22 protein-coding genes and 1 pseudogene are annotated in these 26,684 nt (G+C 67.1%); 10 read left to right on the forward strand and 13 right to left on the reverse strand.

Annotated elements, in window-relative coordinates; translation table 11 throughout:
* The first annotated feature begins 123 nt into the window (after positions 1–123).
* Positions 124–1,026: a phosphate ABC transporter permease PstA gene (pstA, locus tag OQ789_RS22995; protein ID WP_324688483.1), complete on the forward strand. Its 903-nt coding sequence runs from the start codon at positions 124–126 to the stop codon at positions 1,024–1,026.
* A 6-nt stretch (positions 1,027–1,032) separates the two neighbouring features.
* Here pstA and OQ789_RS23000 read toward each other — a convergent pair whose 3' ends face one another.
* The 5 genes from OQ789_RS23000 to OQ789_RS23020 all read right to left on the reverse strand — a co-directional run bounded on the left by OQ789_RS23000 (position 1,033) and on the right by OQ789_RS23020 (position 6,752).
* Positions 1,033–1,938 carry a Ku protein gene (locus OQ789_RS23000; RefSeq protein WP_324688484.1) on the reverse strand — a complete coding sequence of 302 codons (906 nt, stop codon included), beginning with the start codon at positions 1,936–1,938 and terminating at the stop codon, positions 1,033–1,035.
* A gap of 79 nt (positions 1,939–2,017) precedes the next feature.
* Positions 2,018–2,932: a carbohydrate kinase gene (locus OQ789_RS23005; protein ID WP_324688485.1), complete on the reverse strand. Its 915-nt coding sequence runs from the start codon at positions 2,930–2,932 to the stop codon at positions 2,018–2,020.
* Complete coding sequence (locus OQ789_RS23010; RefSeq protein ID WP_324688486.1) at positions 2,929–4,338, reverse strand: mannitol dehydrogenase family protein; 1,410 nt, start codon at positions 4,336–4,338, stop codon at positions 2,929–2,931. Before OQ789_RS23010 ends, OQ789_RS23005 begins: the two co-directional genes overlap by 4 nt.
* Positions 4,339–4,371: 33 nt before the next feature.
* Complete coding sequence (locus OQ789_RS23015) at positions 4,372–5,229, reverse strand: HAD family hydrolase (protein WP_324688487.1); 858 nt, start codon at positions 5,227–5,229, stop codon at positions 4,372–4,374.
* The gene (locus OQ789_RS23020) at positions 5,226–6,752 is read right to left on the reverse strand and encodes a mannitol dehydrogenase family protein (protein WP_324688488.1); all 1,527 of its coding nucleotides are present in this window, start codon (positions 6,750–6,752) and stop codon (positions 5,226–5,228) included. Before OQ789_RS23020 ends, OQ789_RS23015 begins: the two co-directional genes overlap by 4 nt.
* Positions 6,753–6,880: 128 nt before the next feature.
* Between OQ789_RS23020 and OQ789_RS23025 the strand changes: the two genes are divergently transcribed.
* Together OQ789_RS23025 and OQ789_RS23030 are read left to right on the forward strand one after the other, a co-directional pair.
* A complete protein-coding gene (locus OQ789_RS23025; RefSeq protein WP_324688489.1) occupies positions 6,881–9,148 on the forward strand; it encodes an ATP-dependent DNA ligase in 2,268 nt (755 codons plus the stop codon).
* Positions 9,145–11,088: a fumarylacetoacetate hydrolase family protein gene (locus OQ789_RS23030; protein ID WP_324688490.1), complete on the forward strand. Its 1,944-nt coding sequence runs from the start codon at positions 9,145–9,147 to the stop codon at positions 11,086–11,088. Before OQ789_RS23025 ends, OQ789_RS23030 begins: the two co-directional genes overlap by 4 nt.
* A gap of 87 nt (positions 11,089–11,175) precedes the next feature.
* Here OQ789_RS23030 and OQ789_RS23035 read toward each other — a convergent pair whose 3' ends face one another.
* Complete coding sequence (locus OQ789_RS23035) at positions 11,176–12,093, reverse strand: class I SAM-dependent methyltransferase (RefSeq protein WP_324688491.1); 918 nt, start codon at positions 12,091–12,093, stop codon at positions 11,176–11,178.
* Between the two features lie 74 nt (positions 12,094–12,167).
* On the opposite strand from OQ789_RS23035, the gene OQ789_RS23040 reads away from it, so the two are divergent.
* Positions 12,168–12,974, forward strand: a complete 807-nt coding sequence (locus OQ789_RS23040) for an enoyl-CoA hydratase/isomerase family protein (protein WP_324688492.1) — start codon at positions 12,168–12,170, stop codon at positions 12,972–12,974.
* A gap of 101 nt (positions 12,975–13,075) precedes the next feature.
* Here the strand turns inward: OQ789_RS23040 and OQ789_RS23045 are convergent, their stop codons facing one another.
* From OQ789_RS23045 to OQ789_RS23060, 4 genes are all read right to left on the reverse strand, one after another.
* A complete protein-coding gene (locus OQ789_RS23045) occupies positions 13,076–13,942 on the reverse strand; it encodes a TIGR03619 family F420-dependent LLM class oxidoreductase (protein WP_324688493.1) in 867 nt (288 codons plus the stop codon).
* Positions 13,943–14,057: 115 nt separating this feature from the next.
* Entirely contained in the window at positions 14,058–14,801 is a 744-nt protein-coding gene (locus OQ789_RS23050) for an STAS domain-containing protein (protein WP_324688494.1), read from the reverse strand.
* A gap of 370 nt (positions 14,802–15,171) precedes the next feature.
* Positions 15,172–16,401 (reverse strand): DUF4873 domain-containing protein, encoded by a 1,230-nt coding sequence (locus OQ789_RS23055; protein WP_324688495.1) that lies wholly within the window; start codon positions 16,399–16,401, stop codon positions 15,172–15,174.
* A complete protein-coding gene (locus tag OQ789_RS23060) occupies positions 16,398–17,303 on the reverse strand; it encodes a diiron oxygenase (protein WP_324688496.1) in 906 nt (301 codons plus the stop codon). Before OQ789_RS23060 ends, OQ789_RS23055 begins: the two co-directional genes overlap by 4 nt.
* A gap of 125 nt (positions 17,304–17,428) precedes the next feature.
* On the opposite strand from OQ789_RS23060, the gene cobF reads away from it, so the two are divergent.
* From cobF to OQ789_RS23080, 4 genes and pseudogenes are all read left to right on the forward strand, one after another.
* On the forward strand, positions 17,429–18,175 hold the full coding sequence (gene cobF, locus OQ789_RS23065) for a precorrin-6A synthase (deacetylating) (RefSeq protein WP_324688497.1): 747 nt from the start codon (positions 17,429–17,431) through the stop codon (positions 18,173–18,175).
* Positions 18,176–18,179: 4 nt separating this feature from the next.
* Positions 18,180–18,422: pseudogene (locus OQ789_RS23070) on the forward strand (DNA-formamidopyrimidine glycosylase family protein); the annotation flags it as partial.
* 150 nt (positions 18,423–18,572) lie between these two features.
* Positions 18,573–19,043 (forward strand): zinc finger domain-containing protein, encoded by a 471-nt coding sequence (locus OQ789_RS23075; protein ID WP_324688536.1) that lies wholly within the window; start codon positions 18,573–18,575, stop codon positions 19,041–19,043.
* A gap of 41 nt (positions 19,044–19,084) precedes the next feature.
* Positions 19,085–19,834, forward strand: coding sequence for an SDR family oxidoreductase (locus OQ789_RS23080; protein WP_324688498.1), 750 nt, complete (start codon positions 19,085–19,087; stop codon positions 19,832–19,834).
* 23 nt (positions 19,835–19,857) lie between these two features.
* Here the strand turns inward: OQ789_RS23080 and OQ789_RS23085 are convergent, their stop codons facing one another.
* The gene (locus OQ789_RS23085; RefSeq protein ID WP_324688499.1) at positions 19,858–21,177 is read right to left on the reverse strand and encodes an oxygenase MpaB family protein; all 1,320 of its coding nucleotides are present in this window, start codon (positions 21,175–21,177) and stop codon (positions 19,858–19,860) included.
* Between the two features lie 85 nt (positions 21,178–21,262).
* On the opposite strand from OQ789_RS23085, the gene OQ789_RS23090 reads away from it, so the two are divergent.
* Positions 21,263–21,838, forward strand: coding sequence for a TetR/AcrR family transcriptional regulator (locus OQ789_RS23090; protein WP_324688537.1), 576 nt, complete (start codon positions 21,263–21,265; stop codon positions 21,836–21,838).
* 22 nt (positions 21,839–21,860) lie between these two features.
* Here OQ789_RS23090 and pgi read toward each other — a convergent pair whose 3' ends face one another.
* Together pgi and OQ789_RS23100 are read right to left on the reverse strand one after the other, a co-directional pair.
* Positions 21,861–23,528 carry a glucose-6-phosphate isomerase gene (pgi, locus tag OQ789_RS23095; protein WP_324688500.1) on the reverse strand — a complete coding sequence of 556 codons (1,668 nt, stop codon included), beginning with the start codon at positions 23,526–23,528 and terminating at the stop codon, positions 21,861–21,863.
* Between the two features lie 79 nt (positions 23,529–23,607).
* On the reverse strand, positions 23,608–23,928 hold the full coding sequence (locus OQ789_RS23100; protein WP_324688501.1) for a chorismate mutase: 321 nt from the start codon (positions 23,926–23,928) through the stop codon (positions 23,608–23,610).
* A gap of 382 nt (positions 23,929–24,310) precedes the next feature.
* Between OQ789_RS23100 and pcrA the strand changes: the two genes are divergently transcribed.
* Positions 24,311–26,668 (forward strand): DNA helicase PcrA, encoded by a 2,358-nt coding sequence (gene pcrA / locus OQ789_RS23105; protein ID WP_324688502.1) that lies wholly within the window; start codon positions 24,311–24,313, stop codon positions 26,666–26,668.
* Positions 26,669–26,684 lie beyond the last annotated feature (16 nt).

Consider the following 26,684-nt stretch of genomic DNA (forward strand, 5'->3'; position numbering starts at 1 on the left):
ATGAGGAGGAGCGGCGCTGGTGAGTCGCGTCGTGACGATGCAGAGCGTAGCGATGAGGAGGAGCGGCGCTGGTGAGTCGCGTCGTGACGATGCAGAGCGTAGCGATGAGGAGGAGCGGCGCTGGTGAGTGTTGAAGCGCTGGACCGGCCGGTCAAGGTCGAGGTGTTCACGCCGCTGAGCTTGAGGCGCCGGATCACCAACAACGCCGCGACGATCTTCTTCCTGGGCTCGTTCTGCGTGGCGCTGGTGCCACTTTTCTGGGTGTTGTGGATCGTGGTCGAGCGGGGCTGGTACGCCGTCACGCGGTCGGAGTGGTGGACCCACTCGTTGCACGGGGTGCTGCCCGAGCAGTTCTCTGGAGGGGTCTACCACGCGCTGTACGGCACGCTGGTGCAAGCCGGGGTGGCCGCGGGGCTGGCCGTGCCACTGGGCCTGATGACCGCCGTCTTTCTGGTGGAATACGGATCCGGGCGGCTGGTGCGGCTGACGACGTTCATGGTCGACGTGCTCGCGGGGGTGCCCTCGATCGTGGCGGCGTTGTTCGTCTTCAGCCTCTGGATCGCCACCCTGGGCTTCCAGCAGAGTTCGTTCGCGGTGTCGCTGGCTCTGGTCCTGCTGATGCTGCCGGTGGTGGTGCGCTCCGGCGAGGAGATGCTCAGGCTGGTGCCCGATGACCTGAGGGAGGCCAGCTACGCGCTCGGCGTCTCGAAGTGGAAGACGATCGTGCGGATTGTCTTCCCGATCGCGATGCCCGGCATCGTGTCCGGAATCCTGCTGTCCATCGCGCGGGTGATCGGCGAAACCGCGCCGGTGCTGGTGCTGGTCGGCTACAGCCGATCGATCAACCTCGACATCTTCCACGGCAACATGGCGTCACTGCCGCTGCTGATCTACACCGAGCTCACCAACCCCGAACACGCCGGCTTCCTGCGGATCTGGGGTGCGGCGCTGACCCTGATCATCATGGTGGCCGTGATCAACGTCGTCGCGGCGCTGACCCGTTTCCTGGCAACCCGCGGACGCTGATCTGGGTCAGGACTTCGACGCCGCTTTCTTCGCCGCCTTTTTGGCCGGAGCTTTTTTGGCGGCCATCTTCTTGGCGGGGGCCTTTTTCGCCGCGGCCTTCTTTGCCGGAGCCTTGCCGTTGCCGGACCGCGCCTTCACGCTGGCCTCCAGCTTGGCGAGCAGATCCGAGACGTCCTCGGTCTCGTCCAGCTCCTTTGGCTGCTCCTCGGTGGTAAACGCCTCTCCGCCTTCGAGTTTGGCGTCGACCAGCTCTTGCAGCTGCTCCTGGTAGGTGTCGTGGTAACGGTCGGGGTTGAACTCCTCGGCCATCGACTCCACCACCTGACCGGCCATCTTGAGCTCGGCGGGCTTGATCTCGACCTTCTTGTCCAGGATGGGGAAGTCTGGGTCGCGGATCTCGTCGGGCCACAACAAGGTGTGCACCACCATCACGTCGCGCTTGCCGAAGTCCTTGACGCGCAACGCCGCCAGCCGGGTTTTGTTGCGCAGTGTGAAGTGAACGATCGCCATCCGGTCAGTTTCGGCGAGCGTCTTGGCAAGCAGCACATAGGATTTCGATGACTTGGAGTCCGGTTCCAGAAAGTAGCTGCGGTCGAACAGCATTGGGTCGACCTCGCTGGCAGGCACGAACTGCAGTACCTCGATCTCGCGGCTGCGTTCCTCGGGCAAGGTGGCGATGTCGTCGTCGGTGATGATGACCATCTGACCGTCGTCGGATTCGTAGGCCCGGGCGATGTCACGGTATTCGACGACTTCGCCGTCCACCTCGCACACGCGTTGGTAACGGATGCGGCCGTTGTCCTTCGCGTGCACCTGGTGGAACTTGATGTCGTGGTCCTGGGTGGCGCTGTACACCTTGACCGGGACGTTAACCAGCCCGAACGCGATGGAACCCTTCCAGATGGAACGCATGCAAGTCAGTATGCCCATAGTGTTCGCCGCGTAACAGCAGGCGAGCGGCCGCGTCTACGCGCAAGACGCGCGCAAGGCGTCACTGCCGCCAGGTTGTCTGGGCGTCCAGCGCGGCACGATCCGGCAGGTCGGCCCCCGGGCGAGCGACAGTGAGCGCCGCGGTCAGGCTCGCCGCGTCGAGCGCGGACGTCAGCGCGTCCACGTTGATGCCGTGCAACGCGGCGCGCCGGTCGCCGCCCAACGATCCGGATTCCCAGAGCGCGTCGAGCAGACCCGCCATGAACGCGTCACCGGCGCCGACGGTGTCGATCACGCTCACCGCGCGCGTCGGCACCCGTGCGACTCCCGCCGCGCAGAAGCCCACGGCACCGCGGTCGGCCATCGTCACCGCCACAACGGCGGGACCCAGCCTCAGCCACGTCTGTGCGATGTGCTCGGGCGGGTGAGCGGGGTCGATCCAGCGCAGGTCTTCTTCGCTCACTTTCACGATGTCGCTGCGCTCGACGAGATGCTCGATGCGCTCGACGGCCAGTGCCCGGTCGGCGATCAGCGACGGCCGTACGTTGGGATCGAAGGTGACCGTCGCCGAGACGCGATAGGCGTCGATCAGCGCCGCGACCGCGAGGCATCCCGGATCCTGCACGGCGGCAATCGATCCGGTATGGACGAAGAGCGGAGGGGCCACCGGAGGTGTGCCGGAGAGCCGCCAATCCAGGTCGAACACATACTCGGCGGATCCGTCTTTCGCGATTGTCGACCGCGCGGTCGCCGTGCGCTGCGCCGTCCGGCTTTCCGAAACGAGTTGCACCCCTGCGGCTTCGACGTAGTCGACGATGCGCCGGCCATACGAATCGTCGGCGATCGAGGTCAAAAAGTCGACCGCGCGGCCCAGCCTGCCCAGTCCGACGGCGACGTTGAGCGGACTGCCGCCGACGTGCTCGTCGCCCTCGACGACGTCGATCAGCGACTCGCCGATCACCAGCCCCCGGCTCATCGCACCAAGGCCTCCAGGGTCGCGCGAGCTCCCTTGTGGTGCAAGGAATCCAGCGCCCACAGGTATGCCTGGACGAAGCGCGGCTGGTGGGCCAGGTCGCCGAACAGCGCGGCGATCTCGATGAACGCGGTGGGATTCTCATACTGTGAGCGCGCGATCGGGATCAGCGAATCCGCGAGCTGATCCACCACCTCGTAGGGCGTGCCCCATTCGTCGGTGCCCTCGGCGTAGCGGGCCCAGCTCGCCACCACCGCGGCCGCCACGCGGACCGGACCGTCACTGGCGAGGTTGTCGCAGATCACCGGGATCAGCCACTTCGGGATGCGATCCGACGTATAGGCGCACAACCGCGGCACCATGTCGCGTACGGCCGGGTTGGAGAACCGTTCGACCAGCGTGCGGGTGTAGTCATGCAGGTCGATGCCGGGAACCGGAGGCAACGTCGGGATCGCCTCGGATTCGAAATAGGCGAGCAGCAATTCGGCGAACAGGGGATCGTTGGCGGCTTCGTGGACGAACTTGAAGCCGCACAGATGCGCGAAGTAGGCCAGGCACTGATGCCCCGCGTTGAGCAGTCGCAGCTTCATCAACTCGTACGGTGCCACGTCGTCGACCAACAGCACGCCCGCACGTTCCAAGGGTGGCCTGCCGTCGGCGAAGTCGTCTTCGAGTACCCATGCGGTGAACGGCTCGGCCACCACCGGCCACCGGTCGTTGATGCCGAAGTCGCGCCGCACTTCCGCGGCCATCTGCAAGGTGGTGGCCGGGGTGATCCGGTCGACCATCGAACTGGGGAACCGGGCCTGCTCGCCAATCCACTGGGCCAGCAAGGGATCTCGGCTTTCAGCGTTGGCCAGCACGGCCCGCCGGGCGATCTCGCCGTTGTTCTCGATGTTGTCGCACGACACGATCGTCGGCGCGGCGATCCCGCGGCCGCGGCGGCGGTCCAGCGCCTCGACGATCAACGTGAACGCGGGCCCGTCCGGGTCGCGATAACCGCCCTCGGTGATGGTCAGCGAAATGATCCGGGTGGTCGGTGCTGCCAGCACCTCCACCGCCGACTCGGGATCGTCGGGCGCATACCGGTAGTCGATGATCGAGCCGATCACGTGCGCGTCATGGCTGCCGTCGGGGTTTTCCAGGATCAGCGTGTAGAGCCCGTCCTGAGCGTCAAGGACGTCGCGCATGGTCCAGTCGGCGGGCATCACCCCCACGCCGCAGATGCCCCACTGCTGCGCCAGGCCCTGCTGCAGCAAAAGATTGAGGTATGCGGCCTGATGCGCGCGATGGAAGTGACCCGCGCCGATGTGCGCGATCCCGACGGTCACGCTGCCGCGGTCGTAGCCGGGTGCGTCGATGGGCAGCGTCGCGAGCGTCGCATTGTTCAGGTTGATTCCGGCCTCCATTGGCCAACTCCTCCCCGGGTCGGGTTCGGATGGTTACCGGGCGCCCGGACCCCCGGTCGGCAACGCCGATAACAGGAGGGCGTCAGCCAGGGCGCGCCACGAGTCGGTGATAGCGACGGCGCCGGCATCGATCAATTCCTCACGGCGGCAGTCCCGTTCGTCCGGCGGTACGAACATCAGGTTGCCGACGGTGACGTAGCCGGCCGCGACGGCGGATGTCACGCCGGCCACGGAGTCTTCGATGGCCAGCCCCTGCTCCGCCGCGACGCCCAGCACCTGCCCGCTATGCAGATACACCGCCGGGTCGGGCTTGCTGGTGGGCACCGGGAGGGAGTCCTCCGCGCTGAACGTCGCCGCCTCCGAGAGGAGCGAGTCCAGGCCGGTGGCGGCGAAGCAGGCGCGCAGGCGCTTGGTGGCGCTGGAGCTCACGGCCGCCAGCGCGTAGCGCCCCGCGAGGGCTCGCAGCGGCTCCAGCACCTCGGGGTCGGGGGTCAGGGTGGCGGCAAGGTGGGCCGTGACCCGTTCCCGCTCCTCGCGCACCCACTGCTCGAGTTCGCCGGCCGACAACGCGTTGTCGCTCGCGAGGTCGCCGGCCGAGGCCACCACCGCGGCGGGGCGGCCCTGACTCAGCGCCTGATCGAGCGGCACTTCGCATTGCACCGCCAGGTCGAGAGCCGTGGTGCGGAAGTTTTTCCCGACGGCCCGCTTGCGCAACTCCTCGGAGCTGAGCGGGGACGTGACACCGAACCGGGCCAGGAAGCGGTTGGTCACCTCGGTCGAGGCGTCGAACGCCGGCCGCTCCGACCCGAACAGGTTGTCGTCGGCGTCGCACAGCAATGTCGTGATGGGCGCAGGATCGAAGCTGCGCACAAAGGTCAAGCCGTCATTCATCGCGACACCAACTCCCGCTCGTCGTGGCGCATCGCGTCGCGCAGGGTGGGCACCACGCCGCGCTCGTCGATATCGGCAATCATGGCCCTCAGGCGCTCGGCGAAACCGGGAACCGCGCGCACCTCGGCGAACATCTCATGACTCAGCAGAGGGTCGGGGTTGCTGCTCGCCACATTGGCCAGCCTGGCCACCGGTATCGCCTGTGAGTCTTCGAGGCGCAGCTTTCGCCCGTCGAGGTCGTGGCCCCGCATGTAGCGGGCCCAGCCGGCGACCGCCAACATCAGCAGCGTGTGCGGCCTGCCCTGCGCGATGGCCTCCTGCAGGGAGGGCAGCACGAACGTCGCGATCTTGCTCGTTCCCCGTCGGGCCAGCCGGGACAGCTGGTCGCTCATGCGGGGGTTACTCAGCCGCTCGAGCAGGGTGCCCCGGTACTCGGGGGAGTTCATCCCGGGAACCGCCGGCAGCAGCGGCTGGATCTCGTCGCGCAGCAGCTTCTCGACGTAATCGAAGATGACGCGGTCGCGCATCGCCTCGTCGGTGCGCTGGTGACCCGCCAGAGTGGCCAGACATGCGAGCGCGATGTGGGTCCCGTTCAGCAGGCGTGTCTTGATCAGCTTGTGGTCGCTGACGTCGGCGACGAACTCGGCTCCGACCTCGTCGAGCGGTGGTCGCCCGTTGCTGAACGAATCCTCGATCACCCATTGGCGATGCGGCTCGGTGACCACCGGCCACTTGTCGGCGATACCGAACGTCTGCTCGACGAACGCGAGCTCCGACTTGGTGGTTTGCGGCGTGATGCGGTCGACCATGGTCGACGGGAAGGCGACGTGCGTCGCGATCCAGCGGCCGAGCGCGGGATCCTTCAACGTGGCGAACGACACCAACGCGGTCCTGGCAGGCTGGCTGTCGCCGGGAACGTTGTCGCAGCACAACACGGTGAACGGCGCGATGCCGGCGCGCCGGCGCCGGTCGAGGGCTTCAGCCAGGTATCCCCACGCGGTGGCGTAGCTGCCGGATGCGACGAGGTCGGCGCGCACGTCGGGGTGGTCGGCGTCGAACTCGTCGGTGACCGGATTCAGGAAGTAGCCGTTGTCGGTGATGGTCAGGCTGACCACGCGGGTTTGCGGGTCTGCCAGGGCGCTGCGGACCGCCGCGCCGTCATTGGGCGCGTAATGAACGGAGCCGATCGAACCGACCACGCGGGCCGTTTGGCGATCATGGCCACGCTGCACCACCGTGTAGAGCCCGTCTTGGGCCGACAGCAGGTGTTTGACGTCGGGGGAATGCAGGCTGACACTGGTCACCCCCCAACGCCCGGAGATGCCCGATCGGGCCAGATCGTCGAAGTAGACGGCTTGGTGTGCGCGGTGGAAGTTGCCCGCACCGATGTGGACGACTCCTCGACTGAGTGCCGACCGGTCGTAGGTCGGCACGTCGACTCGTTGCGAGTGCAGTCGTAGTGTCGCGTCGCTCAGTGGGACGCCGCCTTTTGGACGCCAGGGAGAGGGGATCACATCAAACATCGTGTGTCTGTGCCCCGAATGTAGGGGAGGTATACGTGTCCGTGCGTCATGTCACAAAATAATCCGGCTCCCACACGATTACCGGTGGTCAAAGCGGTTAACACGCGCGAAACGCGTAGGTTGACAACATGGCACCGCGGGTGAAACTGACCAACGCCGAGAAGGTGCTCTACCCCGCGACCGGAACCACCAAGAGCGACATCTTCGACTACTACACGCGCATTGCCCGGGTAATGATCCCGCACCTCGCCGGGCGGCCCGCCACGCGGAAGCGCTGGCCCAACGGCGTCGACGAGGAATCGTTCTTCGAAAAGCAGCTGGCCGCGTCGGCGCCCGACTGGCTGCCGCGCGCCGGCGTGACACATCGATCCGGAACGACGACCTACCCGATCATCGACAGCGTGGACGCCCTCGCCTGGATCGCCCAGCAGGCCGCGCTGGAGGTTCACGTACCGCAGTGGCGCTTCGTCGCCGAATGGACCCGCAGCCGGGCCGAGGAATACAAGCCCGGCCCGGCGACCCGCCTGGTGTTCGACCTCGACCCGGGCGACGGCGTGACGATGCCCCAGCTGGCCGAGGTGGCGTGCGCCGTCCGAGAACTGATCACCGCGATCGGGCTGGAGCTGTATCCGCTCACCAGCGGCAGCAAGGGCCTGCACCTCTACGCGCCGCTGCGCGAGCCGGTGAGCAGCAAGGGCGCCACCGTGTTGGCCAAACGCGTTGCGCAGCAACTGGAAAAAACGATGCCCACGCTGGTGACGTCGACCATGACCAGGAGCCTGCGGGCCGGCAAGGTCTTTCTCGACTGGAGTCAGAACAACGGCGCCAAGACGACCATCGCGCCGTACTCGCTGCGCGGGCGCGAACGACCCATGGTGGCGGCGCCGCGCACCTGGGAGGAACTCGACGACCCGGAGCTGGGCCAGTTGCGGTACGACGAAGTGCTGGACCGGGTCGCCCGCGACGGTGATCTGCTGGCAGCGCTGGACCGGGACGCGCCCGTCCCGGATCGCCTGAGCAAATACCGCAGCATGCGCGACGCGTCCAAAACCCCCGAACCGGTGCCCAGGGCGAAACCCGTTACCGGGCAAGGGAATAGCTTCGTCATCCAGGAACACCACGCGCGTCGGCTGCACTACGACTTCCGGCTGGAACGAGACGGCGTGCTGGTGTCCTGGGCGGTGCCGAAGAACCTGCCCGAAACCACCTCGGTGAACCATCTGGCGGTCCACACCGAGGATCATCCGCTCGAGTACGGCGGGTTCGAGGGCATCATCCCCAAAGGCGAGTATGGCGCAGGGAAGGTGGTCATCTGGGACGCCGGCACCTACGAGGCCGAGAAGTTCAATGACTCCGCCGAAAAAGGGGAGGTGATCGTCAACCTGCATGGTGACAAGGTGTCCGGACGCTATGCACTGATCCAAACAAACGGCAACCAGTGGCTGGCGCACCGGATGAAGGACCAGAACGTCTTCCAGTTCGACGCCATCGCCCCCATGCTGGCCACCCACGGTTCGGTGGCAGCGCTCAAGGCGGGCCAATGGGCCTTCGAAGGAAAATGGGATGGCTACCGGCTCTTGATCGAGGCGGACCATGGCGCCGTCCGGATTCGGTCGCGCCGCGGCCGCGAAGTCACTCGGGAGTATCCCGAACTGGCCTCGCTGGCCGAGGATCTCGTCGATCACCATGTGGTCCTCGACGGCGAGGCCGTGGTCCTGGACTCCGCCGGTGTGCCCGACTTCCACGAGATGCAGAACCGCGGCCGGGGCTCGCGGGTCGAATTCTGGGCGTTCGACGTGCTGTACCTCGACGGCCGCTCGCTGCTGCGGGCCAGCTACCGGGACCGGCGTAAAGTACTGGAAATGCTGGGCGCCGGCGGCGATCTCATTGTTCCCGAGCTGCTACCCGGGGACGGCGCCCAGGCGCTGCAGTACTCCAGCGAGCGCGGCTGGGAGGGGGTGATCGCCAAGCGGCGGGACTCCACCTATCAGCCCGGCCGGCGCTCGTCGTCGTGGATCAAGGACAAGCACTGGAACACCCAGGAAGTCGTCATCGGCGGCTGGAAGGCGGGGGAAGGCGGACGCAGCACCGGCATCGGATCGCTGCTGATGGGCATCCCCGCCGCCGACGGCCTGCACTTCGCGGGGCGCGTCGGCACCGGGTTCACCGAACGCGACCTGGCCAAGCTGAAGAAGACGCTGGCGCCGCTGCATACCGACGAATCCCCTTTCCGCCCACCACTTCCCCGCAGCGAGGCGCGGGGCGTGACATACGTCGAACCGGTCCTGGTCGGGGAGGTGCGCTACAGCGAGTGGACACCGGAAAACCGGCTGCGCCAATCGAGTTGGCGGGGCCTGCGGCCGGACAAAGAAGCGAGTGAGGTGGTACGCGAGTGAAATGGGTTACCTATCAAGGCGATGACGGCGAGCGGACGGGGGTGCTCGTCGACGACGCGATCCACCCGATGCCGCCGGGGGTGACGCTGCTCGATCTGGTCGGCCGCGGCGCGGAAGGCCTGAGCGACGCCGGCGAGCAGGCGCTGCGTTCGGACCCTGTACGGGTGCACCACGTGAAGCTGATGGCCCCGATCCCGGGTCCGCCGTCGATCCGGGATTCCCTGTGCTTCCTCGACCACATGCGCAACTGCCAAGCCGCGCTGGGTGCCGGGCGCGTACTCGCCGACACCTGGTATCGCATCCCCGCGTTCTACTTCGCCTGTCCGACAACGGTTTTAGGCCCCTACGACGACGCTCCGACGGCACCCGGAAGTGCTTGGCAGGACTTCGAATTGGAAATCGCGGCGGTGATCGGCGCGGGCGGCAGGGATCTCACCGTCGAACAGGCCGAGCGGTCCATCATCGGCTACACGATCTTCAACGACTGGTCCGCGCGCGACCTGCAGCAGCTGGAAAGCCAACTGGGAATCGGGCAGGGCAAGGGCAAGGACAGCGGGGTAACGCTCGGCCCCTACCTGGTGACCCCCGACGAGCTCGAGCCGTACCGCCGCCCCTCCGATCCGGGCAGGCTGGACCTCCAGGTCACCGCCCTGGTCAACGACGTCGTCATCGGCACGGGGTCGACGGCACAGATGGACTGGACCTTCGGTGAAGTCATCTCCTATGCCTCGCGCGGCGTCACCCTCAACCCCGGCGACGTCATCGGCTCCGGGACCGTGCCCACCTGCACACTGGTCGAGCACCTCAATCCCGCTGCGCTGGAATCATTTCCCGGCTGGCTGCAGGACGGAGACGTCGTCACGCTCCAGGTGCAGGGCCTGGGGGAGACCCGGCAGACCGTCCGCGCGAGCGGCGCGCCCCACCGGTTGGCCGCCCGCCCCAATCCGGACGCCCCGCCTGCCGCCCGGCGGGTCAACCGGGCGCCGACCCGGGTGCCCTACACCCGCGGGCTGCACGCAGTCGCCGACCGGGTGTGGGCGTGGACGCTGCCGGACGGCGGTTACGGGTGGAGCAACGCCGGGCTGATCGCCGGCGAGGGCGCCTCCCTGTTGGTGGACACTCTGTTCGACCTGGCGCTGACGCGCGAGATGCTCACCGCGATGCGGCCCATCACCGGACCGGCGCCGATCACCGACGCGGTGATCACCCACTCCAACGGCGACCACACGCACGGCAACCAATTGCTCGACGCGTCGGTGCGCATCATCGCCGCACAGGGCACCGCCGAGGAGATCGAGCACGGCATGCCGCCCGAGATGCTGGCCATGGCGCAAACCGCCAACCTCGGGCCGGTGGCCACCCCGTACACGCGAGAACGCTTCGGGCACTTCGACTTCAGCAACATCACGCTGCGCAACGCCGACCAGACCTTCGAACGCGAGCTGTCCGTCGAGGTCGGTGGTCGACGGGTCGAGGTCTTGAACCTGGGCCCCGCGCACACCGCCGCCGACTCGGTGGTACACGTGCCCGACGCCGGGGTGCTGTTCGGCGGCGACCTGCTGTTCATCGGCTGCACGCCCATCGTGTGGGCGGGCCCGATCGCCAATTGGGTGGCGGCGTGCGACACGATGATCGCGCTGGACGCGCCGACGGTGATCCCCGGCCACGGCCCGATCACCGATACGGATGGAATCCGCGCGGTGCGTGGCTATCTGGTGCACGTCGCCGAGCAGGCCGAGGCCGCGTACCGCCGGGGCCTGTCCTGGGCGGACGCCGCCGACACCATCGACCTCGGTGAGTACGCCACCTGGCTGGACGCTGAGCGCGTCGTCGTCAATGTCTATCAGCGATACCGCGAACTCGACGCGCAGACACCGCAATTGGAGGTCATGGCCCTGCTGATGATGCAGGCCGAATGGCTGGCCAAACGGTCCGCCTGATCACCTGCGGTGCCCAGATCCAAACGTCGAGCGTCGGGCCTGACGCCGAATTCGTGCGTAGGCTCGCGTTCGGTGGGCCCATAACGGCTAGAGCCGCACCGCCCTGACGAAGCGGATCGTGGTTGCGGGAACCTGATTCCCGGCGGGCCCCAGTTCGGGCAGCCCTGCCGCGGAGAACAGGTCGGCGAGCCGGAATGTGGTGGTATCCCACCCGTTTGCCGCCAGGTGTTCGGCGACGTCGGTGTGCTCGCCCGGGTACGCCAGGCCGGCGATGTCCAGCTCGAGCCCGTGCCGTCGCCACCCCTCGGTCATGAGCCGGGACTGGTTCTGCCCTTCCGGCGTCGCCGGGGCGACGGTCCCAAAGTCGGCCGCGAACCGGCTGCCCTCGTGGGACAACGGGATGATGGCGTCCAGCAATCTAATTTCGGCCTCGGGCGGAAGGAACCCGATCAACACCCCCTCGGCCAGCCATGCCGTCGGATGGTCCGGATCAAAGCCCGCCGCCTGCAACGCCGTCGGCCAGTCGTCTCGCAAATCGACACCGACGGTGCGCAGTTCGGCGGTCGGGGCCGCGCCGATCTGAGCCAGCGTCGCCGTCTTGAACGCGATCACCTCCGGCTGATCGATCTCGTACACCGTTGTCTCGGCCGGCCACCGCAGCCGGTAGGCCCGCGAGTCCAGACCCGAGGCCACGATCACCACCTGACGCAGGCCGGCCTGGCCGGCCGCGGCGAAATAGTCGTCGTAGAACCGCGCCCTGGCGGCGAAGGTGTCGACCATCCGCGAAAATCCGACACCCTCCTCGATGTCGTCCGAATCAAGTTCGCCGGTCGCCAGCCTGGTGAACACGTCCAGTCCGACGGCGCGCACCAACGGCTCGGCGAACTCGTCGACGACGACCGGTTGCGGGCGTTTGGTGGCGGCCGCCCGGGCCGCGGCCACCATCGTGGCGGTGGCGCCCACGCTGTTGGCCAGGTCCCAGGTGTCGCCGTCGGTTCGTGCCATGGTTTCTCCTTCGATGGGTGGCAAAACCACGGTATGCCTCGTTGGTGAACGGCGATGTCGCCTACGGTTTCCCTATGCCCGCAGTGACACTCGAACCCGTCGAAGACGACATCGCCTGCATCACCCTGAACCGGCCGGAGCGCCTCAACGCCATCGATGGGTCGTTGATCGACGGCGTCCACGAGGCACTCGACGTGCTGGACAAAGGCGACTACCGGGTGGCGATCCTGACCGGCGCCGGACGCGGGTTCTGCGCCGGCGCCGACCTGAGCGGCACCGGTCGGGCGTGGACGCCGAGCAAGCCGACCACGCCGGCGTTCAAGGTCAACTACGACGCCCAGGTGCGGTTGGCCAACCTCTACACCCGGATCTACGAGATGGATGTTCCGGTGATCGGCGCGGTCAACGGCGTCGCCGTCGGGGGAGGCCTGGCTTTCGCGTTGGTCTGCGATATCCGGGTCGCCTCCGAACAGGCCCGGTTCGGGTCGGTGTTCATCAAAGCGGGCTTCTCGTCGATGGACATGGGCAACAGCTACCTGCTGCCGAAGATCGTCGGCGCCGGGGTGGCGCGCGAACTCATGCTCACCGGCCGCATTATCGATGCGGCCGAGGCCTATCGCATCAAGCTGGTGCACGAGGTCGTGGCCCCCGATGGGCTGATGCCGGCCGCGCTCGAGCTGGCCCGCTCGATCGCCGCGAACAACGCATACGGCGTGTGGCAGACCAAGATCGGCCTCAACGCCGCGCTGGACGCGCCGAGCCTGCGCCATGCCATCGAGATCGAGAACCGCACCCAGATCCTCAGCGGCTTCACCAACAACCCGGCCGAGGCCGCGATGGCACACCGCGAAAAGCGGGCCCCGAAATGGGATGTGCTGTAACGCTTTTCCGCCGCTGACCCGATGGCGGCGGCCCGCCGCGCCCGGCTTCTGTCGATTGTGGCGACCCGCTGCGCCCGGCTGCGCCGCGCTTGCGACCGCCGCTACAGCTTCGCGATCACATTTTCCGCGAACATCTCCAGGTTGCGGATCTTGCTGTCCAGCGGCTCGGTGTCGTTGCCCTTGATGTAGGGGATGCGAAACCCGACGATGACATCGGTGACGCCCTTGTCCTCGAGCCGTTTGATGCCATCCGCGGTGTAGGCGTCGGCCGAGATGACATGGATCTCGAACGGCCCGGTCTTGCCGGCCTCTTCGCGGAACTTCCTGAGCTTGGCCAGCAGCTGGTCGAGTTCCTCGGGGTCGCCGCCGCCGTGCATCCAGCCGTCGAGGCGCGCCGCGCGCCGCAGCGCCGCGTCAGCATGCCCCCCGATGAGGATCGGGACGGGCTTGGTGGGGGCCGGCGTCATCTTGGTCTTGGGGATGTCATAGAACTCGCCGTGGAATTCGAAATACTCACCGGTGGTGAGTCCCTGGATGATTTCGATGCATTCGTCCATCCGCTTGCCGCGCTTGGCGAACGGGACACCCAGCAACTCATAGTCCTCGGGCCACGGGCTGGTGCCGACGCCGAAACCCACCCGGTTGTCGGTCATGGCGGCCAGCGACCCGATCTGCTTGGCCACCAACGCCGGTGGCCGGATGGGCAGTTTGAGCACGAAGAAGTTGAATCGCAGCTTCGTCGTCACCGCGCCCAATGCCGAAGTCAGCACGAAGGTTTCGATGAACTCCTTGCCGTCCAGGAACTCGCGGTTGCCGTCCGGGGTGTAGGGGTATTTCGAGTCGGATTCGAAGGGATACGCGATGCTGTCGGCGATCGTCATGGCGTCGTAGCCGGCCTCCTCGGCCGCCTTGGCCAGTGGGATGTAGTACTTAAAGTCAGTCATCGCCTCGGCGTAGGTAAACCGCACGTCATCTGCCTTCCTGGAGTGGTCGTCACTCGACATTAGAACGTGTTCTAGTTTGAGCACAACCGTCGGTGGGGCGCGGCGAGGACCCGGGTTCACCGGGCAGAGCGGTCTCGGGCTAAAGCTGGTTCTCCGGGCCGATGACCGCCCATACCGTCTTGCCGGACGAGATGGGCGTGCTGCCCCATGCGCGGGACAACGCGTCGACGATCGCCAACCCGGCCACATCGATGCCCTGCTTCGGCGACGGCAATCGCACCGCGGGCGCGGTGCTTGCATCCGATACCGCGACGGTCGCGGTGGTGCCCTGCACCTCGATTCGTACCGCGGGAACGCTGTGGGTGTGTTCCAGCACGTTCTCCACGAAGACGTTGACCACCACCAACGCCACCGGGATGAGCTTGGGCCGCGACCAGATTGTGAGCCATTCGCGGACCAGGCGGCGTGACTCGCGCAGGCTGGTCAGGTCGGCGGGCAGCTGCACTTCGAAGCGGCGCACGGGGCGGCGGCTGTTCTGGCCGAGTGCCTTGAACGCGGCCTTCTCGCTCGAATAGACCGGCATGAAGTGGGTGAGACCGCTACTGGTGATCGCTTCACGGACGGCCCGGTTGGTGCAGGCCAACACGATCGGAATGTGGCCGACGCTGCCGATTTGCCAGTACGCGCCCACGAAGGCCGACCATGCCGAGGGGGTGTGCACCTTCAGCCCGGAGACGTTGACGATCACGGCGGCGGCATCGTCGAGGGCGGCCAGGAGGATGCGTTCGCGAAGGGCGGTCGAGTGGGCGTCATCGAGCTCACCGTCGACGGTCAGAACGGCGACCGCGTCATCGGTACGCATCTCAACGGCGACCGGGCTCATGCCAGCGTCCCGGCGTCCGGTTCCATTTCCGCTCCTCGCATCATCCCCGGTCGATTGCTTGAGTATCCGCTCTCAGCGACAAAAGTCTAATTCGGGGTTCGACGCCCTCGATACAGCGGGAAAATCGCAGGCCGCAACTGCGGATACCGTAAATCCATAGCGCAAGTCCGCAACGATAGCGCCATCCGGTCCCCTCCTACCAGCCCGTCGGGCAGTCGCGCACGCCACAGCCCCATGCCCGGCAGGCGTTTGCAACGGGCATACCACGCGGTGAGCGCCGCCAAACTTTTCGTTTAAATCCGGAAAACAGGTCGTTGACCTGCGCAAAGCATCGACTTCGCAGCCGTCATACCGGCGGGCCCGTGGGCGCTCAGTGATTGCTCAACGCGTATGGGGGAGCGCCCACCCCCGCGACCGAGTGCGTCCCCCAGGGTGTCTCCTCGACGATGCGTGCCCGCGCGCTGCGCTCACCGACCGTCAGCGTGCCGGTTCTCGCTCGCTTGAGGACGTCGCCGGACAAAGGGTCCGATGCCGAACCGAACACCGTCCCCTGCCAGTGGTAGTGGCCGTCGATCGGGTCGAGGTGACCGGTGAGCCGGACCCGCACCGCGTGGCGGGTACCGGCGATCTCCAGGGTGGCGGCGCCGTCGTAGGCGTCTTCGCGGGCGGGCGCGCTGCCCGACAGGTCGAAGGCCGATACCACCGGGGGTGGCGCGACAGGACGCAGCTGAGCACGCTCGTTGTACACCTGCTGGCTGCTGGCGCGCACCTCGATGCGGCCGCTGGCGGTGCGCTCCATGGCCTTCAGACATTCGCAGACGTAGCGCGCCTGCGCGGCCGGATCGGGGCCGGTGATGAAGAAGTAATTCGGAAACCCGCGGACGGATATCCCGCAGAACGGTTCCATGCCGTCGTGCCAGGCTTGCCGGATGGTCACGCCGGCCGTGCCGACCAATATGTCGTCGGCGACATCCCCGGGGATGAAAAAGCCCGTGCCGTAGATGATCGCGTCGGCGCGGTGGTCGACGCCGTCGACGGTGCGCACCCCCGAGGCGGTCACCGCGTCGATCGCGGAGGCGGCGATTGTCATCGGGTGCGAACGGGTGCGGCGGCGCAGCCTGAGCGCGGCGCGGGTGGACCACGGCTGGACGTCGGTCACGATGCGGCGCGGCGCGTGGGCGAAGACGGTGACCGACGCCGCCGGCTGTACCAGCCACCCGAGGTGGTGGCCGGCCGAGGCGTCGGTGCCGACCACCGCGATGTGCTTGCCGGACGGGTCGAACCCGCGGTCCCAGGCCGCGGAATGGAATGAGGCTCCGCCGAAATCGTCGCGCCCGGGTATGGGGGGCAGCCAGGGCCGCTGGACGGGACGGTCAGCGGCGACGGCGACGTCGGCGCGGATCTGCTCGGCATCCGCCGTGGTCAGTTGCCAGGTGTCGGAGTCGTCGTCATAGTGCACACGCTCGAAGGGCCGGTCCAGCATCACCAGGTCGGTGAAACCGCTTGCCCGCAAGGCACTTTGGGTGATCGTGCCGCGGGAACCCGAACCCGCGACGGCGATGCGGCAACGGCGCTCGGCGCGGTCCCGCGACTGGCTCACAGAAACCTGCTGCGCTTCCAGCCGCGGCGTGCGATCGGGCCCATCAGGCCGACCTCGTTCAGGAACGCCGCCAGTGGGGCGAATCCGGCGACCTGGGTGTCGCGCCGATGGGGATTGGTACGCGCGACCTTTCGCGCCCTCTTGGGGTCGAGGCCCGCCCGGGCGTAGGGGACGGGATTGCTGAACAGATAGTTGAAGAAGTAGCCGCCCAGGCCGTTGATGTTGGCCATGAACCAGCGGTTGACCCGGGGCATCTCGACCACGCGCTTGCGCGCCCCGTCGCGTGCGAACTGGATGTGGCGCGCCTCTTCCGTGACGTGAATACGCATGAGCCGCTGGATGATTGGCTGTAACTGCGGATCGTCCATCATCTGCCGCTGCAGCGAGTCGAAGATCTCCTCGCCGATCAGGGCGGCCACCCAGAGCATCGAGCCGCGCTGAAAGGCCAACGGCAGCGCATTGATGATCATCCGGTGAATGAGCCTGGGGCGCACCGGCCTGGCGCCGACGCGTTCGATGGCCTTGCCGAACATCACCATGTGCCGGGTCTCGTCGCCCAGTTCGGTCAGCTTGTAATGCGTCGACCTGCTGGTCGGGTCCTCGTGCAGGATGGTGCGTAGCAACGCCTGGTTGAGCATGTTCTCGAACCAGATGCCGGCGGACAGCGTGTTGACCAGTTCCTGCCGGGACAGCTCGATCTGTTGCTCGCGGGTCATCTCGTCCCACATCGGCGTCCCGTAGAGCGACACCAGCCGGGGCGGCAGATAGAACTTGTCCGGGTCCAGCGGGGCATCCCAGTCGATGTCGACGACGGGTTCGTACGACTTCTTGACCGAGCCCTTCAGTAAACGATCCGAAAATTCCTCACGACTCGGGCCTGCCGCCTTCACCGGGGTGGTCATCGTTGCCGTCCCTCCATTGGGTGCTTGAGACGGTACCCATGGTACTGGGTACTTGCGGTCCCGGCTAGATCTCGAAGGTTGCAATTCGGCAATCTGACTGGCAACGAGCATCAGGAGGCGACGCAGTGGGCCGGCACATTCACGTCATCGGCATCGGCGCCGGCGACCCCGGCTATGTGACTGTTCAGGCGATCGAGGCGCTCAACAACACACAGGTGTTCTTCGCGATGGACAAGGGCGAGCAGAAGAGCGACCTGGTGGCGCTGCGGCGCGAGATCTGCGGGCGCTTCATCCGCGAGCCGGGCTACCGCTTCGTCGAGCTGGCCGACCCGAAGCGCGCGGCCGACACCGACTACCGGGACGCGGTCGCGCGGTGGCACGGCGCCCGCGCGCAGATCTGGGCCGACGCCATCTGCGCCGAGCTCGGCCCGGACGGCGTCGGGGGGTTTTTGGCCTGGGGTGATCCGTCGCTCTACGACAGCACGTTGCGCATCCTCGACGCGGTGGCCGCGCGGGTCGACTTCAGCTTCGACGTGATCCCCGGCATCACCGCGGTGCAGGCGCTGACCGCGCGGCACCGCATCCCGCTCAACGATGTCGGCGAACCCGTGCTGATCACCACGGGACGCCAGCTGCGCGACCATGGGCCGGTCTCGGGGTCCGCCGTCGTCATGCTCGACGGTGACTGCTCGTTCCAGATCTGCCCGCACGACACCCGGATCTGGTGGGGCGCCTACCTCGGCACCGACGACGAACTGCTCGTGGCGGGCACCATCGGGGAGGTGGGACCCCGCATCGTTTCGCTGCGGGCGCAAGCCCGCGCCCGGCACGGCTGGATCATGGACACCTATTTGCTGCGACCGGCACACTGAAAACGTGCCCGAACTTCCCGAGATCGAAGCGCTGGTCGACCACCTGCGGCGCCACGCCGTCGGCCTGACCATCGGCCGGGTCGACATCGCCGCCCTGTCGGTGCTGAAGACCTTCGACCCGCCGATCGACGCGCTGCGCGGCCAGACCTTGGTCGGCGCCGAGCGGTGGGGTAAATACCTCGGACTGCGGACGGACAGCCTCTTGCTGATCGCCCATCTGTCACGTGCCGGCTGGTTGCGGTGGTCGGACAAGCTGGCCGCGGCGCCGCTGCGGCCCGGCAAGGGCCCGATCGCGCTGCGGGTGCACCTGGGCACGCCCGGCGAGGCGCCCGGCTTCGACCTCACCGAGGCGGGCACCCAGAAGCGGCTGGCGGTGTGGCTGGTCGAGGACCCGGCGCTGGTACCCGGGATCGCCGCGCTCGGCCCGGACGCGCTGAACCTCGACGTGGACGCGCTGAGCGATCTGCTGGCCGGCAACGCCGGCCGGATCAAGACCGTCATCACCGATCAGAAGGTGATTGCCGGGATCGGCAACGCGTACAGCGACGAGATCCTGCACGTCGCCCGCATCTCGCCGTTCGCCACCGCAGGCAAGCTGTCCGGCGCGCAGCTCGCCGCGCTGCACGACGCCATGGTCTCCGTGCTCACCGACGCGGTGAGCCGGTCCGTCGGGCAGGGGGCGGCCACGCTCAAAGGCGAGAAACGCTCGGGATTGCGGGTGCACGCCCGCACCGGGTTGCCGTGCCCGGTGTGCGGGGATACCGTGCGCGAAGTATCGTTCGCGGACAAGTCTTTTCAGTACTGTCCGACGTGTCAGACCGGCGGCAAGGTCCTGGCCGACCGGCGCATGTCGCGTCTGCTGAAGTAGTCGGCGGTCCGCGACTTGACACCTGTCGATATGCTGCCCCGATGACTCGCCAGAAGATCCTCATCACCGGTGCCAGCTCCGGGCTGGGTGCCGGCATGGCGCGCGCGTTCGCGGCCAAGGGCCGCGACCTGGCGTTGTGTGCGCGTCGCACCGACCGGCTCGACGAGCTCAAAGCCGAGCTGTCGCAGAAATACCCGGGCATCACGATCGCGGTCGCCGCGCTCGACGTCAACGACCACGAGGCCGTCCCCAAGGTCTTCGCCGAACTCAGCGACGAGCTGGGCGGCATCGACCGGATCATCGTCAACGCCGGCATCGGCAAGGGCGCAAAACTGGGATCCGGCAAGCTGTGGGCCAACAAGGCCACCCTCGAGACCAACCTGGTGTCCGCTCTGGTGCAGATCGAGACCGCGCTCGAGATGTTCAACAAGTCCGGTTCGGGCCACCTGGTGCTGATCTCGTCTGTGCTCGGCAACAAGGGCGTGCCCGGAGTCAAGGCGGCCTACGCGGCGAGCAAGGCCGGGGTGAGCTCGCTGGGCGAGTCGCTGCGCGCCGAATACGCCAAGGGGCCCGTCAAGGTTTCGGTCATCGAGCCCGGCTACATCGAGTCCGAGATGACGGCCAAGTCCAACAGCACAATGTTGATGGTGGACAACGAAACTGGCGTCAAGGCGCTTGTCGGCGCCATGGAGCGGGAGGCGGGCCGGGCCGTGGTGCCGTGGTGGCCGTGGGCCCCGCTGGTGCAGTTGATGCGGACGCTGCCGCCCCAGCTGACCAAATTTTTCGCCTGAGTGCGCCCGTTCGCCCCGAGCAGTCAGTGCGATGCTGGCGTGTAATGCGCTGCGTCGGTGGTGAATTCGGGCTTGCCGTAGGTCGCCAGCCGGAGCTTGAGCAGCCCGATGACGTAGGCGTCGGTGATGTCGCGGATCACGGGGATGCGGCTGGCCTGCTGGACGGCGGTGAACCGGCCGATGATGAAGGGCACGGTCAGCGCGACGCGGATGAGGTCCGTCGACCCGAGGGATACGCCCATGGCCTCGGCGACGTCGCGGTCACCGCCGCAGAACGTGCGGACGAACGTGAGCTTGCTGAAGCTCTTCTCGACCGCCTCGGCGCACCGGTCGAACAAGGTGGTGTTCGGGCGCAGATAGGCCGACATCGTGCCGCTGACCAGTTCGCGGCAGATGTCGTCGAATCCGTGCCGTAGCAGCGCCGAGCGCGCGTGCAGGACGTGCATGATGTCGGCGGGTTCGCAGGGCAGCAGTTCCTCCGGCAGTCCCAGCAAAAAGCAACGGTACCTGGCGAATTCGACGACGGCGCGTTCTTCGGCGGTGAACTCGGTGCGGCCCTCCTGGTGCGCCTTGCGGGCCAGCAGGTACTGCCCGATCATCCCGGCGGGCATCTGGTCGACCTGCGGCACCGGCATGCCGTAGATCGCGGTGTCCCACTTGTCCGACTTCTTCAGCGCGTTGTAGCGCACCATCGAATGCATCAACCGGACCATGGCGGCGGCCTCGAAGCCGGGCCCGTAGCGGTCCAGCGCGTTGGGCAGGGTGGTGACGGCGAAGAAACTGGCCGTCTCGTTGACCCGCCGTGCGGCCCGCTTACCCGAGAGCGCGCCGGTCAGGGCCATCGGCAGCGCGGCGTAGGTGTTGGTGAAGGTCGCGATGAACGCGCCCCGCGTGATGAACGGGGCCAGCAGCGCCGCGGGGATGCGCTCCTGGCGGGCACCCTCGCGGACGAGGTCGAAGTCGATCCACTCCGGGGTGGCCTCCATGGCGGCGAGGAACGCCGCGAGCTCGGCAGGCGCGTCGGGAACCGCCTCGATACCCTCGCGGCAGGCCGTCTTGAGCATGTCGATCAGCTGGCTGACGCTGTGCGTATTCATCAGGGCGGCATAGGGATCCGCGACGACGTCACCGAGCAGCGTGGCGGTGCTGATCAATTCCATGATGCGGTCGTCTTTCAGGATCGGCGCGCGGTCGGCGACCCAGGTGGGCAGGGCGGAGTCGACGTCGGGCTGGGTGGCTAGCCGGTCCGGCCGCTGGTCGAAGTCGAAGTTCCCATAGAGGTCGGGCTGCAGGTCGCGCTGGCTTCGGACCCGCCGCGCGAGCTCGGGGTAAAACGTGACCATCAGACAACCTCCCGCTAACTAACACGTCGTGAGTAATACTCACAAGTTGTTAGTTATGCTGTCAAGCGTGACGGCGAAGCGACGGATGACTGCCGAGGGGCGGCGCGAGCAGATCCTCGATGTCACGCACGCGATCGTGGACGTCGAGGGATTCCACGCGGCGACGCCGCTGCGCATCGCCGAGGCGGCCGGGATCAATCGATCGTTGATCTATCAGCTCTTCGGCGATCCGGCGGGGCTGTTCGTCGCGCTGATCGACCGCGAGGCGGCACGCGCCGGCGCACAGTTTGCCGAGGCGATCTCGGGATTGGACACCGTCGCCGAGGACGAGTCGCTGGTGGTCGCGTTCGACGGTGTGCTGGCCGCCGTCGACGCCCACCCGGCGACCTGGCGGCTGTTCTTGTTTCCCCCGCAGGGCGCCCCGCCGGAGTTGTATGCGCGGCTGGCCCAGTCGCAGGCCGTCGTCCTGAAGTTCTTCGTCAAGGAGTTGCTGCGCCACAGTCCCACCCTGCACGAGCCGGAGTACACCGCGCGGATCCTGCATGCCGCCGGTCGGGAATTGCTGCAGCTGCACCTGAGTGACCCGCAGAACGCGACTCAAGAACGGCTGCGCACGTTTGTCCGCCGACTCGGTTCAGAGCTCGAAGTCCCCACCCGCTGACAGCCGCGGCCGACACGAAAAGTCAGTCCGCGCGGCCTCTTTCGCTGCGGTAGCGGCGCACCAGCGCGTCGGTGGAGCTGTCCGACTGCGGCGCCGGCGGCTTGTCGGAGGTGATCACCGGAAGCAGGGCCTTGGCCTGGGTCTTGCCCAGCTCCACGCCCCACTGGTCGAACGAGTCGATTCCCCAGACCACGCCCTCGGTGAAGACCTGATGCTCGTACAACGCGATCAGCTGGCCCAGCACCGACGGGGTGAGCCGGTCGGCCAGGATCGAGGTCGACGGCCGGTTTCCGGGCATCACCTTGTGCGGCACGACGTTTGCGTCCGTGCCTTCGGCGGCGATCTCCTCGGCGGTCTTGCCGAAGGCCAGCACCTGGGTCTGGGCGAAGAAGTTGCTCATCAACAGGTCGTGCATGCTGCCGCCGCCCTCGGCGGTGGGCAGGTCGTCGAGTGGCTGGCTGAACCCGATGAAATCGGCGGGCACCAAACGTGTGCCTTGGTGCAGCAATTGGTAGAAGGCGTGCTGGCCATTGGTTCCCGGCTCGCCCCAGAAGATTTCGCCGGTGTCGGTGGCGACCGGGCTGCCGTCCGCGCGGGTCGACTTGCCGTTGGACTCCATGGTCAACTGCTGCAGGTAGGCCGCAAAGCGGGCCAGGTCGTTGGAATAGGGCAGCACGGCACGGGACTGTGCGCCCATGAAATTGGAGTACCACAGGCCGATAAGCCCCAGCAGCACAGGCGCATTGGATTCCAGCGGCGCGGTCTTGAAATGCCGGTCCACGATGTGAAACCCGGAGAGGAAGTCCGCGAAGGCTTCCCGGCCGATGACGGCCATGACCGACAGGCCGATCGCCGAGTCCACCGAGTAGCGGCCCCCGACCCAATCCCAGAACCCGAACATGTTCTCGGTGTTGATGCCGAAGTCGTCGACGAGGCGCTTGTTGGTGGAGACGGCGACGAAGTGCTGGGCCACCGCGGCGTCGCCGAGCGCGTCGGTGATCCAGCGGCGCGCGGCCGTGGCGTTGGTCAGGGTTTCCAGCGTCGAGAACGTCTTGGACGCGACGATGAAAAGCGTTGTGGCGGGTTCTAAGTCGGCCAGGGTGGCGATCAGGTCGGCCGGGTCCACGTTGGAGACGAACCGCGCCGATATGCCCGCGTCCGCGTAGTGGCGCAGCGCCTGGTAGACCATCACGGGACCGAGGTCCGATCCGCCGATGCCGATGTTGACCACCGTGTTGATCCGTTTGCCGCTGGCCCCGGTCCATTCACCGCTGCGCAGCCGGTCGGTGAACTCGCCCATGGCGTCGAGCACCGAGTGCACGTCCTGCACGACGTTTTCGCCGTCCACCACCAGTTCGGCGTCGCGGGGCAGTCGCAGCGCGGTGTGCAGGACCGCGCGATCCTCCGAGGTGTTGATGTGCACCCCGGCGAACATCTGGTCGCGCCGCTCTTCGAGGTTGGCCGTGTGCGCCAGATCGACCAAGAGCCGCAGCGTTTCTCGCGTGATCCGATGCTTGCTGTAGTCGATGTAGAGATCGCCGACGGTGACCGTCAGCTCCCGGCCGCGATCGGGATCGTCGTCGAAGAACTGGCGCAGATGGGTGTCGCCGATTTGTTCATGATGCCTGCGCAGGGCGTCCCATGCCGGAGTGGCGGTGATGTCGGGGAGGGTGGTGTGCACCGGGGTCATACTTCGACCCTATGGGCTCCGACGTGACGGAGCCAGGTGTCGCGGCGGGCCGTGGGGCCGGCCGACAGACCCGGCCAGGTCAGTGACCAAGCCGGCCCCTGCCCATCCGCAACAGCAGCATCGCCAGGTCCTTGCCCTCGACGCCGAGCTCGCTGTAGCGCTCGATGACCTTCATCTCGCGGCTGTGGACGAGCCGCGTGCCGCCCGACGCCATCCGCGCCTTGCCGATCGCCTGCGACACCTCGGTGCGCCGCTTCACCGCGGCGAGAATCGCGGCGTCGAGCCGGTCGATCTCGCGGCGCAGCTCGTCAATGTCGGTGACCTCTTCGGGCTCCACGGTCTCGGTGTTCATCTCTGCTGACTCCGCGTCTTCGTCGTGATGTGGGGGTTCTGGTCTCATGCGGTATCGGGCCTCACAAAAGACGAGCCCCGGGTGGGCGAGTGCGGACCACGGGGCTCTGCGGAAGCAGTTAGGCCACGGGTACCGCGAACGGGTACCCGTAGGAAAATCGGCGGCGCCACTCGTGGCCGGGGGAGCGTCGGCTGCACTGCACATTCAGCACGAATCGAGTGTGCCACCAACACCGGCAAGCGCGCAAAAAACGGCGTTCAAGCTGCGTGTTCACGATTCGGGAGCGAATTGGCGGCCGGTGCGCCGATCGCATCGCGACACGCCGAACTCCCGGAAGTCGGCCTGACGCCGTCGCGGCCACCCGGGCCACTAGCCTGGTCTGAACTCCGCGGCGCCGTGCGTCGGTGGGCGGCGGTAGGTTTGGACTGACATGAGTGTGCACACAGCAGATGCCCAGCAGGCCTCCGAAGCAGACCAACTGCTGAAGGACCTCAATCCGCAGCAACGCCAAGCGGTGGTGCACGAGGGTTCTCCTCTGCTGATCGTCGCGGGCGCGGGCTCGGGAAAGACCGCGGTGCTGACCCGCCGCATCGCGTACCTGATCGCCGAACGCGGGGTCGGTGTCGGCCAGGTGCTGGCCATCACCTTCACCAACAAAGCCGCCGCCGAGATGCGCGAACGGGTGGTGCGCCTGGTGGGCAACCGGGCCCGCGCCATGTGGGTGTCCACCTTCCACTCGACGTGCGTGCGCATCCTGCGCAACCAGGCGTCCCTGATCGACGGACTCAACTCCAACTTCTCCATCTACGACGCCGACGACTCCCGGCGCCTGCTGCAGATGATCGGGCGCGACATGGGGCTCGACATCAAGCGCTACTCGCCACGCCTGCTGGCCAACGCCATCTCGAACCTGAAGAACGAGCTGATCGACCCCGCCGAGGCGGTCGCCGACCTGACCGACGACTCCGACGAGCTGTCCCGCACGGTGGCCGGGGTCTACGGCGAATACCAGCGGCGGCTGCGCGCGGCCAACGCGCTGGATTTCGACGACCTGATCGGCGAGACCGTGGCGGTGTTGCAGGCCTTCCCGCAGATCGCCCAGCACTACCGGCGGCGCTTCCGCCATGTCCTCGTCGACGAGTACCAGGACACCAACCACGCGCAGTACGTGCTGGTGCGCGAACTGGCCGGCCACGGCGGAGGCGAGGCGGGGCAGCGCGGCGGCGAGGAAGTCCCCGACGAGGTGCCCCCGGCGGAGTTGTGCGTGGTCGGCGACGCCGACCAGTCGATCTATGCCTTCCGGGGCGCCACCATCCGCAACATCGAGGACTTCGAACGCGATTACCCGAACGCGACAACGATTCTGCTGGAACAGAATTACCGCTCGACGCAGAACATCCTGTCCGCGGCCAACTCGGTGATCGCCCGCAACTCCGGCCGCCGCGACAAGCGGTTGTGGACGGCCGAAGGCGCCGGCGAGCTGATCGTCGGCTACGTCGCCGACAACGAGCACGACGAGGCCCGCTTCGTCGCCGAAGAGATCGACGCCCTCGCCGACAGGGGTGAGATCACCTACAACGACGTCGCCATCTTCTACCGCACCAACAACTCGTCGCGATCGTTCGAAGAGGTGTTCATCCGCGCCGGAATCCCCTACAAAGTCGTTGGGGGAGTGCGGTTTTACGAGCGCAAAGAGATTCGTGACATCGTCGCCTACCTCAGGGTGCTCGACAACCCCGGCGACGCGGTCAGCATGCGGCGCATCCTCAACACCCCGCGCCGGGGCATCGGCGATCGTGCCGAGGCGTGTGTGGCGGTGTACGCCGAGAACACCGGCGCCAGTTTCGCCGACGCGCTCCTGGCCGCGGCCGACGGCAAAGTGCCGATGCTGAATTCGCGGGCGGAGAAGGCGATCGCCGGTTTCGTCGAGCTGCTGGACGAGCTGCGCGGCCGCCTGGACGACGATCTCGGTGACCTGGTCGAGTCGGTGCTCGAACGCACCGGCTACCGCCGCGAACTCGAATCCTCTACCGATCCGCAAGAACTCGCGCGCTTGGACAACCTCAACGAACTCGTCAGCGTGGCGCACGAATTCAGCACCGACCGGGCCAACGCCGCGGCGCTGGGCGAGTCGCTGCAGACCCCCGAAGACGAAGACGTGCCGGATACCGGCGTGCTGGCGGAGTTTCTGGAGCGGGTGTCGCTGGTCTCCGACAGCGACGAGATCCCCGAGGACGGCGCCGGCATGGTCACCCTGATGACCCTGCACACCGCCAAGGGCCTCGAGTTCCCGGTGGTGTTCGTGACCGGCTGGGAGGACGGGATGTTCCCCCACATGCGGTCGTTGGACGATCCGGTCGAACTCTCCGAGGAGCGGCGGTTGGCCTACGTCGGGATCACCCGGGCCCGCCAACGGCTCTACGTGAGCAGAGCCATCGTCCGGTCCTCCTGGGGGCAGCCCATGCTGAACCCGGAATCGCGCTTCCTGCAAGAGATTCCGCAGGAACTCATCGAATGGCGACGCACCGCGCCTGGTCCGTCGTTCAGTGCGCCGGTGAGCGGCGCCGGCCGGTTCGGCACGCCGCGGGCGGCCCCGACCCGCTCGGGCATGAGCAAGCGCCCGCTACTGGTGCTCGCACCCGGCGACCGGGTAACGCACGACAAGTACGGACTCGGCCGGGTCGAGGAAGTTTCCGGCGTCGGCGAATCGGCGATGTCACTGATCGACTTCGGCAGCTCTGGCCGGGTGAAGCTGATGCACAACCACGCGCCGCTCAGCAAGCTCTGACGGCCACCGATCGGCG

It is taken from the genome of Mycobacterium sp. 94-17 (genome assembly GCF_035617725.1).
GTDB lineage: Bacteria > Actinomycetota > Actinomycetes > Mycobacteriales > Mycobacteriaceae > Mycobacterium.

What these genes read in the sequence shown, in the direction of transcription:
- OQ789_RS23000 (WP_324688484.1), bottom strand. Translation starts at nt 1,938, where the DNA reads ATGCGTTCCATCTGGAAGGGTTCCATCGCGTTCGGGCTGGTTAACGTC.
- OQ789_RS23005 (WP_324688485.1), bottom strand. Translation starts at nt 2,932, where the DNA reads ATGAGCCGGGGGCTGGTGATCGGCGAGTCGCTGATCGACGTCGTCGAG.
- OQ789_RS23010 (WP_324688486.1), bottom strand. Translation starts at nt 4,338, where the DNA reads ATGGAGGCCGGAATCAACCTGAACAATGCGACGCTCGCGACGCTGCCC.
- OQ789_RS23015 (WP_324688487.1), bottom strand. Translation starts at nt 5,229, where the DNA reads ATGAATGACGGCTTGACCTTTGTGCGCAGCTTCGATCCTGCGCCCATC.
- OQ789_RS23020 (WP_324688488.1), bottom strand. Translation starts at nt 6,752, where the DNA reads ATGTTTGATGTGATCCCCTCTCCCTGGCGTCCAAAAGGCGGCGTCCCA.
- OQ789_RS23025 (WP_324688489.1), top strand. Translation starts at nt 6,881, where the DNA reads ATGGCACCGCGGGTGAAACTGACCAACGCCGAGAAGGTGCTCTACCCC.
- OQ789_RS23035 (WP_324688491.1), bottom strand. Translation starts at nt 12,093, where the DNA reads ATGGCACGAACCGACGGCGACACCTGGGACCTGGCCAACAGCGTGGGC.
- OQ789_RS23040 (WP_324688492.1), top strand. Translation starts at nt 12,168, where the DNA reads ATGCCCGCAGTGACACTCGAACCCGTCGAAGACGACATCGCCTGCATC.
- OQ789_RS23050 (WP_324688494.1), bottom strand. Translation starts at nt 14,801, where the DNA reads ATGAGCCCGGTCGCCGTTGAGATGCGTACCGATGACGCGGTCGCCGTT.
- OQ789_RS23060 (WP_324688496.1), bottom strand. Translation starts at nt 17,303, where the DNA reads ATGACCACCCCGGTGAAGGCGGCAGGCCCGAGTCGTGAGGAATTTTCG.
- OQ789_RS23080 (WP_324688498.1), top strand. Translation starts at nt 19,085, where the DNA reads ATGACTCGCCAGAAGATCCTCATCACCGGTGCCAGCTCCGGGCTGGGT.
- OQ789_RS23085 (WP_324688499.1), bottom strand. Translation starts at nt 21,177, where the DNA reads ATGGTCACGTTTTACCCCGAGCTCGCGCGGCGGGTCCGAAGCCAGCGC.
- OQ789_RS23090 (WP_324688537.1), top strand. Translation starts at nt 21,263, where the DNA reads ATGACTGCCGAGGGGCGGCGCGAGCAGATCCTCGATGTCACGCACGCG.
- pgi (WP_324688500.1), bottom strand. Translation starts at nt 23,528, where the DNA reads ATGACCCCGGTGCACACCACCCTCCCCGACATCACCGCCACTCCGGCA.
- OQ789_RS23100 (WP_324688501.1), bottom strand. Translation starts at nt 23,928, where the DNA reads ATGAGACCAGAACCCCCACATCACGACGAAGACGCGGAGTCAGCAGAG.
- pcrA (WP_324688502.1), top strand. Translation starts at nt 24,311, where the DNA reads ATGAGTGTGCACACAGCAGATGCCCAGCAGGCCTCCGAAGCAGACCAA.